The sequence below is a fragment of the Dyella terrae genome (assembly GCF_022394535.1).
In the GTDB taxonomy this organism is placed as follows: Bacteria; Pseudomonadota; Gammaproteobacteria; order Xanthomonadales; family Rhodanobacteraceae; genus Dyella.
The window spans coordinates 482513-496267 of sequence record NZ_CP089414.1 but is presented as its reverse complement, the minus strand read 5'-3'; the positions used below and the strand labels follow the sequence as shown (position 1 = coordinate 496267).

General features: G+C 63.1%; 11 protein-coding genes and 1 pseudogene. 6 read left to right on the top strand and 6 right to left on the bottom strand.

The features are described 5' to 3' along the window. Positions 1 to 3: 3 nt before the first annotated feature. The 3 genes and pseudogenes from epmA to rnk all read right to left on the bottom strand — a co-directional run bounded on the left by epmA (position 4) and on the right by rnk (position 3868). Positions 4 to 960, bottom strand: a complete 957-nt coding sequence (gene epmA / locus DYST_RS01935) for an EF-P lysine aminoacylase EpmA (protein ID WP_239949624.1) — start codon at positions 958 to 960, stop codon at positions 4 to 6. Beyond that, positions 957 to 3348: pseudogene (gene ligA / locus DYST_RS01930) on the bottom strand (NAD-dependent DNA ligase LigA). The gene epmA and the pseudogene ligA overlap by 4 nt, the downstream one beginning before the upstream one ends. A 109-nt stretch (positions 3349 to 3457) precedes the next feature. Beyond that, positions 3458 to 3868 (bottom strand): nucleoside diphosphate kinase regulator, encoded by a 411-nt coding sequence (gene rnk / locus DYST_RS01925; protein ID WP_239949622.1) that lies wholly within the window; start codon positions 3866 to 3868, stop codon positions 3458 to 3460. Positions 3869 to 4109: 241 nt separating this feature from the next. Here rnk and DYST_RS01920 point away from each other — a divergent pair, with 241 nt between their 5' ends. Beyond that, positions 4110 to 5585 carry an MFS transporter gene (locus DYST_RS01920; RefSeq protein ID WP_239949621.1) on the top strand — a complete coding sequence of 492 codons (1476 nt, stop codon included), beginning with the start codon at positions 4110 to 4112 and terminating at the stop codon, positions 5583 to 5585. 80 nt (positions 5586 to 5665) lie between these two features. Next, positions 5666 to 6862, top strand: a complete 1197-nt coding sequence (locus tag DYST_RS01915; RefSeq protein WP_239949619.1) for a cation:proton antiporter — start codon at positions 5666 to 5668, stop codon at positions 6860 to 6862. A gap of 2 nt (positions 6863 to 6864) precedes the next feature. On the opposite strand, the gene DYST_RS01910 is transcribed toward DYST_RS01915, so the two are convergent. Further along, positions 6865 to 8280, bottom strand: a complete 1416-nt coding sequence (locus DYST_RS01910) for a cryptochrome/photolyase family protein (protein WP_239949617.1) — start codon at positions 8278 to 8280, stop codon at positions 6865 to 6867. Positions 8281 to 8369: 89 nt separating this feature from the next. Continuing rightward, positions 8370 to 9575, bottom strand: a complete 1206-nt coding sequence (gene fabV / locus DYST_RS01905) for an enoyl-ACP reductase FabV (protein WP_239949615.1) — start codon at positions 9573 to 9575, stop codon at positions 8370 to 8372. Positions 9576 to 9962: 387 nt separating this feature from the next. On the opposite strand from fabV, the gene DYST_RS01900 reads away from it, so the two are divergent. The 4 genes from DYST_RS01900 (at position 9963) to DYST_RS01885 (ending at position 13392) form a co-directional block, all read left to right on the top strand. Beyond that, entirely contained in the window at positions 9963 to 11153 is a 1191-nt protein-coding gene (locus tag DYST_RS01900) for an OprO/OprP family phosphate-selective porin (RefSeq protein ID WP_239949613.1), read from the top strand. A gap of 129 nt (positions 11154 to 11282) precedes the next feature. After that, positions 11283 to 11552: a hypothetical protein gene (locus DYST_RS01895; RefSeq protein WP_239949611.1), complete on the top strand. Its 270-nt coding sequence runs from the start codon at positions 11283 to 11285 to the stop codon at positions 11550 to 11552. Beyond that, positions 11549 to 11821 carry a hypothetical protein gene (locus DYST_RS01890; RefSeq protein WP_239949609.1) on the top strand — a complete coding sequence of 91 codons (273 nt, stop codon included), beginning with the start codon at positions 11549 to 11551 and terminating at the stop codon, positions 11819 to 11821. Before DYST_RS01895 ends, DYST_RS01890 begins: the two co-directional genes overlap by 4 nt. Then, positions 11821 to 13392, top strand: coding sequence for a PepSY-associated TM helix domain-containing protein (locus tag DYST_RS01885; RefSeq protein ID WP_239949608.1), 1572 nt, complete (start codon positions 11821 to 11823; stop codon positions 13390 to 13392). The genes DYST_RS01890 and DYST_RS01885 overlap by 1 nt, the downstream gene beginning before the upstream one ends. A 20-nt stretch (positions 13393 to 13412) precedes the next feature. Here DYST_RS01885 and DYST_RS01880 read toward each other — a convergent pair whose 3' ends face one another. Beyond that, on the bottom strand, positions 13413 to 13730 hold the full coding sequence (locus tag DYST_RS01880) for an antitoxin Xre/MbcA/ParS toxin-binding domain-containing protein (protein ID WP_239949606.1): 318 nt from the start codon (positions 13728 to 13730) through the stop codon (positions 13413 to 13415). Positions 13731 to 13755: the final 25 nt, after the last annotated feature.

The window sequence follows — 13755 nt, the reverse complement described above, 5'->3', positions numbered from 1 at the left end:
CGCTCAGGCCTCCGAAAACGGGTACGTCAGCACATCAGCGATGGCATCCGTGCCGATCAGGCACATCAGCAGGCGCTCGATGCCCAGCGCCACGCCCGCGCAATCGGGCATAGCATCGAGCGTCTCGATCAGACGCTCGTCCATCGGCACGACGGGTTGCCCGCGCGAACGACGCACATCGTTGTCACGTTCGAAACGACGACGCTGCTCAGCGGCATCGTTGAGCTCGTGGTAGCCATTCGCCAGCTCGTAGCGCCCCAAGAACAACTCGAAGCGCTCGGCCAGCGGTGGATCACCCGGCCGTACCTTCGCCAGCGCGCATTGCGACGCCGGATAGTCGTGGATCACGGTAATGCGGTTGGCCGGGAACAAGGGCTGCAGCCGATGCGTGATAAGCAGGTCGAGCCAATCATCGCGCGTGAGGCCATCCGGGTTGATGTTGAACTCGTCGAGCGGAAGCCGCAGCTGGTCGATGGGTGCATGCGCCGGATCGATGCCAAGTTCGTCAATGAACAGCTGCCGATAGCCTTCGATCCATACTTCCGCGCGCGTGCCCATCATGGCGAGCGCCACTTCGACCAGCGCGATGGTCTCCTCCATCAGCTGGCGATGATCCCAGCCGACGCGATACCACTCCAGCATGGTGAACTCGGGATTGTGGCGACCACCCGCCTCGCCATTGCGAAACACCCGGCCGAGTTCGTAGCAGTCACCCACGCCCGCAGCCAGCAGGCGCTTCAACGGATACTCCGGTGACGTGCGCATCCAGCGCACGCGTGCACCGGCATCCACATGCCCACTGAAACTCGTACTGAAACTTTCGATGTTCGGATCGGTGTTGCCGGCCGCAGAAAGGATCGGCGTTTCCACCTCAAGCACGTTGCGTTCCGCAAAAAACGCGCGGATCAGCGCGTACACGCGTGCGCGCAGATGCAGGCGACCGGCCATATGCAGGTTCATGCACCGCCCTCATGCGTGGCGAGCAATTCGATCAGGCGTGCCTCATCCCACACCTCCACACCCAGTTCCTGCGCCTTGTCGAGCTTGGAGCCTGCGGCCTCACCGGCCACCACGAAACTGGTCTTCTTGGATACCGAACCGGCGACCTTGGCACCCAAGGCCTCCAGGCGCTCTTTGGCCTCGTCGCGGCTCAGCGAGGTGAGTGTTCCGGTCAGCACGATGGTCTGGCCCTCCAACGGCGCGGCGACGGCTTTGGTCGATTTCGGAATCGCGTCGAGCAATTCCCACATCGCCACATCCGCCTCGCGCAATTGCTGGAGGCTCGCCTTGTTGTGGAGGAATGCCTCCAGATTGGTCGACGCCGCCGAGGGCAGGCCCGCGGTGACCCAGTGTGCAGGGCCGGCGGCGATGAGCTTGTCCAGCGAGGGGAAATGGCCGGCCAGCAACTTGGTGCTCTTCGGCCCGAGCTTGCTGATGCCCACCATATCCAGCAGCACCGCCAGGTCGAGGCGCTGGTGCAACTTGGCCGAAGGATGGGTTTCGTCGGAGAACACGATGCCGGACGCCAGCAACGCATCGACGACCTTCTGGTTACCCTCCTGCGCAAAGAAGCCGGCAGTCGAGCGCGCCACTTCGTCGCCGATGTCTGGTAACACACGCAACACCGCTGCCGGCATGCGACGGATCATGGCCAGGCTACCCAGCCACGCCGCCAGCGTTTTCGCTGTGCTTTCACCGATATGCATGATGCCGAGTCCAAACAGGAAGCGTGGCAGCGTGGTGCGCTTGCTCGCCTCGATAGCCTCGATCAGATTCTCGGCCCACTTGGTGGCCACCTTGCCCTGCTTTACCGTCTCGGGCGTGGTGCCATCGCGCTCGTCTGCGCGCCGCTTCATCTCCAGGAAGTCGTCAAGCGTCAACGTGTAGAGATCGGCGGGCGTATGCACGTAACCGAAATCCACCAAGGCATCGACAAAGCGCTCGCCAATGCCTTCGATGTCCATCGCGCGCCTCGCGGCAAAGTGGATCAGGGCTTCCTTGCGCTGCGCCGGACAAACCAGACCACCGGAGCAACGCCAGGCCGCCTCGCCTTCTTCGCGCAGCAGTGCCGAGCCGCACACCGGGCAGTGTGTGGGCATATGCCATGGGTGGGTATGGGCGGGACGCAGGTCCGGCATGATGCGCACGACCTCGGGGATCACGTCGCCCGCGCGCCGCACTACCACCGTATCGCCCACCCGCACATCCAGGCGGGCCACTTGATCGGCGTTGTGCAACGTCGCGTTGGTCACCGTGACGCCAGCGACCTGCACGGGTTTCAGGCGCGCCACGGGCGTGGCCGCACCGGTGCGCCCGATCTGGATCTCGATCGCCTCGACCGTCGTGGTCTGTTCCTGTGCAGGGAACTTGTGCGCGATGGCCCAGCGGGGTGCACGCGAGACGAACCCCATCGCGCGCTGGCCTTCGTAGTCGTCCAGCTTGTAGACCACGCCGTCGATGTCGTACGGAAGCTTGTCGCGCTTGGCACGGATGCGGCGGTAGTAGGCAAGGAGCCCCTCAAAGCCCTTCGCCGTATCCACTTCCGGCGACACCGGAAAACCCCAGTCGCGGAGTTTCGCCAGCGTCGTCGAGTGCGTGGTGGGCAACTCGCCGCCCTGCACTTCGCCCACCGCGTAGGCGAAGAAACTCAGCTTGCGCCGGGCGGTAATAGCGGGATCGAGCTGGCGCAGCGAACCGGCCGCGCCATTGCGCGGATTGGCCAGCGTCTTCTCGTCACGTGCCCGGGCATGCTCGTTGAACGCCTCGAAATCCTTGTGCAGCATGATCACTTCGCCACGCACTTCGAGCACACGCGGCCAGCCTTCGCCACGTAGCCGCAACGGGATGGCACGTACCGTGCGCAGGTTCGCGGTGACATCCTCGCCGGTCTCACCGTCGCCACGCGTAGCACCCTGCACAAATACGCCGTTCTCATAGCGGAGGCTGATGGCCAGCCCATCGAGTTTGGGCTCCACCGAAAACACGGGGGCGCGGCGGTCTCAGTGTTTGCTCGATGCGCCGTTCGAACTCGGCTACTTCGCGGAAACGCTCGCGATCGCCCTCGCCTTCCTGCTCGAACGCGTTGTTGAGCGAAAGCATGGGGATGACGTGCCGCACCTCGGCGAAACCGCCTTGCGCGCGCGCGCCGACGCGCCGCGTGGGCGAGTCCGCTGTGGCTAACTCAGTATGGGTCTGCTCAAGCGCTTCCAGTTCCCGCATGGCGCGGTCGTACTCGGCGTCCGTCATTTCGGGATCGTCGAGTACGTGATAGCGGTAATTGGCGCGATCGATCTTCTCGCGCAGTTCGGCGGCCTTGGTGCGCCAGTCGTGGGCCGGGCTCTGACTCATGCGGGTATCCTCATGAGCGGAAGTTTACCGAGTCCCAGCGGATTTCGGCCTATAAACCAGCCCATCGCGTCCACGATGTGAAGAACACGTGGACGCGAGCGCGCGTCAATCAGCGATGCAGATCGCCGGATGCTTCGGGCTGGTACTCGATCTCGAGCACGCGCAACTGGCGGCGGCGACCATCCGGCGTGGGCCACTCGATAGGCTGGCCGACCTTGAGGCCCAGCAAGGCGCTGCCGACAGGCGCCAGGATCGACACCGTACCCGGCACACCCGCCCCCGAGGGGTAGACAAGGCTGATCGTCAGCTCGTCCCCGGAATCGTCGTCCTTGAAGGTGACGACCGAGTTCATGGTGACCACGTCCGCCGGGATGTCCGCCGGCTCCAGCACGTCCGCCCGGTCCAGTTCGCCGCGCAGCGCCTGGTACTGCGCGGCCTGTGTCGGCGGCATACGCTCCAGCAACGCTTCGATGCGCTGCAGATCCAGCGAAGAAATGATGATGGCGGGCTTGCTGCTCATGGGGACTCCTGTCGTCCGAACGGGGTGATGCATCGACCATAGGGGTTCGCAAAAGACGACGCGCCGGGACGATGCCGCCCCGGCGCGTTCATTCCTTCGCTGTTTGTCGCTCATCCGTGCAAGTCGGGCTGCCGCGCGATTGACATCATCCGCACAGCCAAACGTCAAAGATGAAACTGAGCGGACTTTGGACGCGGCGACCCACAAAAGCAAGTTGCCATAGCAGTTATCATAGACAGAGATGCCCGAGAATTTAGCCGCCACCGAAACCAACCTTCCTGTTACGCCTCCCGGCGAGGAAGCAGCGGTTCCGGCACCGCCCACGGAATCTTCACAAGACCGTTATCGCGGGCTCATTTGGCTGGTGGCCGCCGCCTTCTTCATGCAGGCCCTGGACTCGACCATCGTCAACACGGCCGTGCCGGCGATGGCCGAAGCGCTCAACGTCACGCCACTAGGTATGCGCACCGCGCTCACCAGCTACGTGCTGACCCTGGCTATTTTCATTCCCGCCAGTCCGTGGCTGTGCGACCGCTTCGGCACGCGGCGTATCTTCGCCGCTGCCATCGCCACGTTCACCATCGGCTCGCTGTTGTGCGGCCTCGCACAAACGTTGCCGCAACTTGTCGCGGCACGCGTGCTGCAGGGCCTGGGTGGTGCAGCGCTTATGCCGGTCGGTCGTTATGTGCTCGTGCGCAGCATCGACAAGCGCGAGTTCGTAAGAGCCATGAGCACGGTGGCCACAGTAGGCCTGCTCGGCTCGGTGCTGGGTCCACTGCTCGGCGGTGCGCTGGCTCAATACACCTCCTGGCGCCTGATCTTCCTGATCAACGTGCCCGTGGGCGTGGTGGGCATGTGGATGAATCGCCGCGACATGCCCGATTACCGACTGGACGACGTCCATCCGTTTGACCTGATGGGCTTCCTGCTGTTCGCCGCCGCCTCCGCCATGTTGCTCACGGCCGCAGAAGTCGCCAGCGGCGGCGGTGGCCAATGGGTGCGCATCGCCATCTATGGCGTGCTCGCCATCGTGTTCGGTGCGACTTACGTGTGGCACAGCCGCCGCACCGACCACCCTGTGGCGGATCTCAACCTGTTGCGTGTGCGCAGCGTGTGGGTATCGCTGGCCGGCAACCTGTTCACACGCCTGGGCGTATCGGGCATGTTCCTGCTGCTGGTGCTGTTCCTGCAGGTCGGCTGCGGCTGGTCGCCGCTAATGGCCGGCCTGATGATGGTGCCGCAGGCATTGGGTTCGATCACGGCCAAATGGGGCATCAACCGCTTGCTGCAACGCTTCGGTTATCGGCGACTGCTGTTTACCAACACCTTGATCGTCGGCGCGCTACTGGGGTCGTTCGCACTGCTCGGCAAGGGTTCGCCGATGTGGGTGATCGCTTTGATGGTGTATGTCTACGGTGGCTTCATGGGCATGCAGTACACAGCCATGAACACGCTGATCTACAACGACCTGGATGTGAAGTTCGCCTCGCAGGCCTCGTCGATGGCATCGACGGCGCAATACCTGTCCATGAGCTTCGGCATTGCGCTGGCCTCGCTATTGATGGAAGCACTGCTGCAAGGCCATGCTCACGACGACTACATCCCCGCCTTCCGCTGGACCGTACTGCTGCTTGCCATCGTGACGGCCACCGCAAGCTGGGTATTCAGTTGCTTGAAGAATGAAAGCCCCATGCGTTCGGGACGAGCCGCCGAATAGGGCCTGTTAACCCTATGGGGACGTGCCACGCGTCAAGCATGTAGCATGCAACGGACCTGACACGGAGGCCGCCTCTTTCCATGCACCACGCCAGCGACATCCTGCTCACACTCTTCATCGTCTTCCTCGCCGCGCAGATCGGCAGCGAGATCGCGCAACGACTGAAGTTGCCCGGCGTCGTGGGCGAGATTGCCGCGGGCTGCGTGGTTGGCCCCTCCCTGCTGGGCTGGATCACTCCGGATCTGACTGCCGCGGGCACGCCGTTGGACGTGCTCTCGGAGATCGGCGTTGTGCTGTTGCTGTTCTCCGTAGGCCTGGAAACCCGCCTCGAAGACTTGAAGAAAGTCGGCAAGGTGGCCTTTCTCGTTGGCGTGCTGGGCGTGCTGGTGCCATTCGGCATGGGCGGCGTATGGGCACATGCGAGCGGATTCGATTGGAGCCGATCACTGTTCATCGCGGCTGCTTTCGTCGCGACCTCGGCCGGCATCACGGCACGCGTGCTGCAGGAATTAGGTGCGCTACAGCGCACCGAGAGCAAGGTGATCCTGGGCGCGGCCGTCATCGACGACATCCTCGCCATGCTGCTGCTTGGTGTCGTGGTATCGGTCCAAGGCGGCGAAGGGATCGACGTGACGCACCTGATCGCCGTGCTCGCGGGCGCCATCGGCTTTATCGCCATCATCGGCATTGGCGGTGCACGCATGATGCGCTGGAACTCCAGCTGGCTCGACAAGCCGCAGAGCCCGCATTCGGCGCTCGCCATCGTGCTGGCGCTGTGCCTGGGCCTGGCCTACGTGTCCACGCTATTTGGGCTGGCCGCCATCATCGGCGCCTTCCTTGCCGGCATGATCGCGTCGGAAACGCGCCAGCAGCATACGCTGGAGAAACAGACGCAGCCTTTGCTCGCTCTGCTCACGCCGTTCTTCTTCGTCATCACCGGCAGCAAGATCGACCTGCATCAACTTATGAATGCGGACGCGGCCATCATGCTATTGGTAGTCACGGTGATCGCCATTGCATCCAAGCTGATCGGCGGCTTCCTTGGCTCGCTGTCGCTCGGCGCACGCAGCGCAACCATGGTGGGTTTCGGCATGGTGCCGCGTGGTGAGGTCGGCGTGGTGATCGCGAGCCTGGGTTTGACCGCAGGCGTTTTCAGCGACCGCATCTACGCCATCATCGTGGCCATGTCCTTGCTCACCGCGATGGTGACGCCGCCCGTGCTCGCCTGGATGTTACGGCGCGACAAAGGCACCGCGGCTACCGACGAGACAGTGTGAGGCTACGCGTTCCGCATACGCTGATAGGCGTCCAGCGCCGACTGGCGCGTCCCGCCAAGGTCGACCATCGGCGCGGGGTAACCGCTGCGTTTCAGCAGCCCGGCGTCCTTCCATGGTTCGTGCAATAGCGGCAATGGCGCGGAGGACAGTTCAGGCAACCAACGACGGAGGTAATGCCCTTCCGGGTCGAACTTCTGCGCCTGCGTCACCGGATTGAACACCCGAAAATAAGGCGCGGCGTCGGCACCACTACCCGCCACCCATTGCCAACCCATGGTGTTGTTGGCGAGATCGGCATCGACCAGCGTGTCCCAGAACCAGCGGGTGCCGTGGCGCCAATGCTGCCGGAGGTTTTTGGTAAGAAAGCTGGCGACGATCATACGCACGCGGTTGTGCATCCACCCGGTATGCCAAAGCTCGCGCATGCCGGCATCCACTAGTGGAATGCCCGTGCGACCCCGCTGCCAGCGCTCGAGCGCGACGTCGTCATCAGCCCACGCAAACCGGTTGAACCGGTCATTGAAGTTCTCTGTGGGCGTTCCGGGAAAGTGATACAGCAAGTGATGCGCAAATTCGCGCCAGCCCAGCTCGCGCAGATACGGCTCGATGTCCGGTCGTCGACGTGCATCGGTGGCGGCAACCCGTTCCGTCAGCCGATAGTGAATCTGCCGAGGCGATATCTCGCCGAAATGAAGGTGCGGCGACAGCCTCGATGTGCCGTGCCGCGCGGGCAAATCACGCGCTTTCGCATAGTCGCTGATCGCATCGTCCAGGAAAATGTCCACGAGCTCCTGCGCTCCTGCTTCTCCCGGCTGCCATGCATTCTGCAGACCGGCATCCCAGGGAATCCCGGGAAGCAGCCCGAGTGCATCGATCGGCAGGCCTCCATCGATATCCACACCACGCAATGACGAAGCGATCGGCAACGGTCGCTGCGTATCGAGACGCTGACGCAGATTCTTCCAGAACGGCGTAAAGACGCGATAAGGCTCGCCCTGCTTCGTTTCGATCTGCCAGGGCTCGTACCAGAGCAAACCGCCGAAGCTGTGTGCCTCGATGCCCTGCTCACGCAGCGCAGCCTTGACGGCGCTGTCGCGTGCGATGGCAGCCGGCTCGTAGCATCGGTTCCAAAAAACCGCGGTGGCGCCCGTGCGCTCGATCAGGTCGCGAAGCACCGGCAAGCTGTCGCCCTGCGCCAGATGCAAGGCATTGCCATGACCGCGCAGTTGCGCGTCAAGGCGGGAGAGCGAGTGATGCAACCACCACCGACTCGCGGCGCCTGCTGGCCACGGATCGTCCTCGTGCGGCGCATGAATGTAGACAGGGATGATCCGCTCGAACGCCTCGCAGGCGGCGCTCAATGCGGGGTGATCCGCAAGACGAAGGTCGCGGCGGAACCAGACGATGGCAGTGCTCATCGCGGCAGCTTAGCGGGAGCGGGCGGCCTTGTATGCCTTGCCCGCGGATCGGGCCGGATGCCACTTAAGCGGCATCCGGCAACCAGCGATCAGAGCTCGACGACGTCGAAGCGACGATCCGAATTGACGTCTTCTTCGTAGTTCACATCGTTGCGGCCGAAGCCGAACAGGCGCAGAAAGTCGCTCTTGTAGCCAGCGTAATCGGTCAGTTCGTTGAGTGTTTCAGTGGTCACTGTCGGCCACAACGCCTTGCATTCCTTCTGCACGTCTTCGCGCAGCTCCCAGTCGTCCAAACGCAGACGGCCTTCGTTGTCGGTTTCCGGTGCCGTGTGATCCTTGCGGTACATGCGGTCGCGGAAGAGGCGATTGATCTGTTCGATGGTGCCTTCGTGGATGCCCATTTCCTTCATGACGCGGAAGGAAATGGCGATATACAGCGGCAGCACTGGAATCGCTGCGCTCGCCTGCGTAACCACCGACTTCATCACGCCCACGTAGGCGTCCAGATGCTCCGCCTTGTGCTCGGCAACCAGCTGCCTGGCGGTGTTGTCCAGGTGCTGCTTGGCTTGGCCTAGCGTGCCGTGCCAGTACATCGGCCAGGTGATCTCGGTACCGATATAGCTGTAGGCGACCGTTTTGGCGTGGTCGGCCAGCAGGCCGGCCTTGCTCAGCGCGTCGATCCAGAGCGTCCAGTCCTCGCCACCCATCACGGTGACGGTGTCCTTGATCTCCTGCTCGGTCGCCGGCTCCACCGACGCTTGCACCACCGTGTCGCGATTGGTGTCGATCGAGTTGGCCGTAAAGGTCTCACCGATGGTCTTGAGCGCCGAACGCACCACTTCGCCCGTATCCGGCAGCTTGCGCACCGGCGAGGCGAGCGAATAGACGACGAGATCGATCTTGCCGCCCATCTCGTTCTTGATCATCTCAATGGCGCGCTCGCGGGTTTCGTTCGAGAACGCGTCGCCATTGATGGAGCGGCTATACAGGCCCGCATCCTTGGCGAACTTGTCGAACGCAGCGGAGTTGTACCAGCCCGCCGTGCCGGTCTTGGTGTCGCTGCTGGGCTTCTCGAAGAACACACCCAGGGTCGCGGCACCGTAACCGAAGGCCGCCGTAATGCGCGAGGCGAGGCCATAGCCGGTGGAGGCGCCGATCACCAGCACGCGTTTGGGGCCTTCGCCCAGATCGCCCTGCGCCTTGGTGATGTTGATCTGTTCGAGCACGTTGCGCTCGCATCCGACCGGATGGGCCGTCACGCAGATAAAACCACGCACCTTGGGATTGATGATCACTCGAAGACTCCTGAGAGGGCATTGCAAACCGTCATATTAACCTACGCGCCTTGCCATGCGCTTCCGTAGGGAGCTTCGTTCCGGGGGTCAGCCCGCCTGTTTACCGACAGCCGAAAGAGACGGCAAAGCAGTAATTTTGCGGTTCGCTCTTACAGACCAAAGCCTTACGATCCCGACATTATGGACATGGGACGGCCGGGCGTGGAGCACTGGCGCGCAGGATCAATGGCGGCATGTGGCAAGAGGACGTCGGGCACCATGGTTGATAGCAGGCGCAAGACGCTGACAGGTCACGGCCTGGCGTCCATCGTTGCCGGCCTGGCCTGCGCCACTGCGGCAGGTTGTGTCCACCAGGCCCCGAAGACATCGACGCCCGTGGAGACGACGTTGCAAGCTCCGACTCAGGCGCAGGTGCCCTCGGCATCGACGGTGGGCGATGGTGGTGCCACGGTGGATGCCCTGCGCCAGTTGTCGCTGATGCGCCCCTTCGAAGGCGGCATCGACACCCCGTTGACCCATATGCAGATCCACGGCTACGTGATGATCGATGCGGCCAACCACAACGGAGGGGGCGGACTTGGCCATACCGACTTCAGCCTTCGGCGCGCCGACATCATTCTCGAGCGTGAACTGAAGTTCGGCTGGCTGTTTTATTTCGATGGCCAATTGAACGACGGTCACGTGGAGCTGAAGAACGTCTACGTGCGCAAGAAAACGCAGTACCTCGGCGCTATCACCATCGGCAACCAGCAAGAACCCTTCGGGCTCGAGCAGTACGGCAGCTTCCGCAACACCACCTTCCTCGAACGGGCGACGACCAACGCATTGGCCCCCAGCCGCAGCGTCGGCATCGCTTCCAGTGATTTTCATGGCCCATGGGTGTGGAGCTACGGTTTTTTTACCGCCGGCCCCCGTGACGAGGGTCGCGAGCAGCGCGGCGCGGCATTGACGGGTCGTCTGGCGCACATCTTCCAGACCGATGGCGGCATCTACCACTTGGCGACGTCCTACTCGACCCGCCGATTCGGCCCGGGCAACGATCAACGATTCGACTCTCCGCCTGAAGTCGCCTTGCAATCCGGCCCCGATTTTCTCGACACCCATAGCATTCCCGGCTCCAACCGGGTGCAGCGCTACGGCCTGGAGGCGGCTCATGTCAGCGGCCCATTCTCTTGGCAGGCCGAGTACATGGAAACCCATCTAGAACGTAGTGACGGCCTGCCCTCGCTACGGTTTCGCGGCTGGTACGGCTATGCCAGTTGGATGCTCACCGGCGAAAGCCGTAACTACAACGAGAGCAATGCGACATTCGGGCCGGTCGTGCCCCACGCGTCATGGAACGGGCACGCCGGTGGTGCGCTGGAAGTAGGCGCACGTTTGAGCATGACTGACCTCAACGATCGCGACATCAGCGGCGGCAAGGAAACCAATGTCACGGTCGGCATTAACTGGTACCTGGACAAATCCGTGCGTCTCTCCGCCAACCTGGTACACGCCATTGACCTGAACAAGCCAGGCAATCCGGACAATGGCACGCACCCAACGGCCATCGTGGGGCGCTTCCAGTACCAGTTCTGAGGCGTTCTTCAACGCTGCTCGGTTATGCATCCATCGCAAGCTACTTGCGGTTCGCGGTTGACAGCCCTGCCATCAAATGAGAATAATTCTCAATATTGCGATGCAAAACCCCGGCGTCTAGGCCCCGATGTGATCACCCTGCTTGCCCTGTTATTGACCCTGTCGGGCGCTGCGCTGATCTACCTCGCCAGCGCCCAGCAGCGACTGCGTGCGTCCAGCCTGCCAGCCATGGCAAGGTTGACTGGCTGGTTGTTGGTGGCTGGCGGCACGGCCTGCTGGTGCTACGAGGCCGGCATGGGTGCGGGCATTACGGCCGCCCTGACGATGCTAATGCTCTGCTGGGTCGCCCTGCCCTACGCGGCGTGGTGGCGTACCGCGGTGAGGGACACCGTGGAATGATCGCCCGTTGCCTTGCCGGCACCCTGCTCGGCTTTCCGCTCGCTGCACTGTTGCTCGCCCTGTTGTTGCACATGTTGCCCAACCACGGCGACGCTTTTCTGATTCCCGCGCTGATCCTGTTCTTCCCCTTGTGGACGGTGTTTATGGCCGCTGCCTACATGTTCCGCAGCGGCCCTCGCGCATGGCTGGTGATGGGGGGGCGCCAACATGGCTGTGTTCGCCGTGCTGTGGCTACTGCGCCTACCCGGCTGATACACGGACGTTCCTGATGAAAGCCTCCACCATCCGCACATTCCAAACGGTGCACACCTGGACGGGACTGCTCGCCGGGTTTGCCTTGTTCGTCGCGTTCTACGCTGGCGCGCTGACGGTATTCCACGACGACATCGCTGCGTGGCAGAACCCGCCCTGGCGCGCAGTGGCCGACGCCAACGTGCCGATCGACACTCTCGTCGATCGCCTGCTCGCGCGTCATCCCGATGCCCGCGATGACTTTGGCATCATCTTGGCGCATGACAGCTCGCACGCCGCCTACGCCTATTGGCAGGCAAAGGACGGCAGCCGCTTCGCCACCGCCAGCCAGGTGGAAGCGCCGCGCACAGAGGGCGCCGAGAACGAGCTCGCCGATTTTGTCTACGCGTTGCATGACTCGCTGGGTCTGCCAGTGGTCGGGCTGTACCTCATGGGCATCGTCAGCGTGCTGTACGGGCTAGCGTTGCTGTCGGGCATCCTGATTCACCTGCCGCAACTGGTGAAAGATCTTTTCGCCATGCGCGTGGGACGCAACATCAAGCGACTCTGGCAGGATGCGCACAACGCCATCGGCGTCATCAGCCTTCCCTTCCATGTGATCTTTGCGGTCACGGGCGCATTGTTCTGCCTGTTCACCATCACGCTCGCTGCGCTCAACACTGTCGCGTTCGACGGCAAGCTGTTCGAGGCGTTTGCCAAGGCGACGGAAACCACGCCAACCGTCACCGTCAGCGGCACACCGGCCACCATGCTGTCCACCGATGTTCTGATTCAACGCGCCCGCGCCGAAGCCCTGAAGAACGGCGTGACTACGTTCGAGCCGGACTACATGCACTTCGTACACTACGGCGACCGCAATGCTGTCGCGGAAGTACGCGGGCTCTCGCAGCACACGCTGGGCTCCTACGGCACCGTGGCCATGTCCGCGCATGACGGCACCGTACTCGCCACGCATGTCGGCGACCGCTACAGCCTCAACGGCATCAGCTACGCCTCGCTGTTCGGCCTGCACTTCGGCAGCTTCGGCGGCCGCACGGTGCAATGGCTGTACTTCATTCTCGGCCTCGCCGGCGCCTTCCTGTTCTATTCCGGCAACCTGTTGTGGATCGAGTCGCGCCGCAAGCGCAGACACCTCGACCAACCACGCAAGACGCTGGTCATGGCGCGAGCCACCATCGGCGTATGCATCGGCACATGCCTGGCGATCACTGGGGCATTCGTCGCGACCTGGATCGCCATGCGTCTTGGGGTCGAAGCGGCCATACCGCAACGCGTGGCGTGCTACGGGCTGTTCCTGGGGGCCTGCGCCTATGCCTGCTTGCGCCCCATCGCCAAGGCAACGATCGAATTGCTATGGACCACATCCGTGCTGACTATCGTGATGGCGGTGGTCGATCTGGCATGCAATGCATCGGCCATGACGCAGACAGGGTCTCCACTTGCATGGCGTGTCCTTGGAGTAGACCTGACGGGCATCGCACTGGGCATCGTATTCGCCCTGTTCGCGCGCGCTGCGTCCCGGCGGGCACGCACAGGCGACGCCAACAGCGTGTGGGCCCTGCGAGACACGGCTCACGCCAAGCCCTGATTCCTCAGCCACAAACCGGCTCAGTACGCCATGCGCGCTGGGCTCATGCGTGCCGATGCGGGCGCATCGCTCAGCAGCGCAATCTCGTCCCAGACGGTGTCCTCCTCGCCATCGGCGAGCAGTTCGTACGCGGTGCGCCCACTGAAGGCGTTCTGGTGACGGCACATCCAGCGCACTGCGCGCTGACGCTCGCCGAGGCTCTGCACCAGCATGGCCGCCAGCGTGCCATGACGCTGCTCGAGCACGACAAACGCCCGCTCCATCACGTCGTCCCGCAACGCGTTGATCTGGGCTAGCTCCGTGGCGACATCCTGAAACCTGATCGTAACCTTGCGCATGCGTTCACTCCCTTTTTCCTCCACG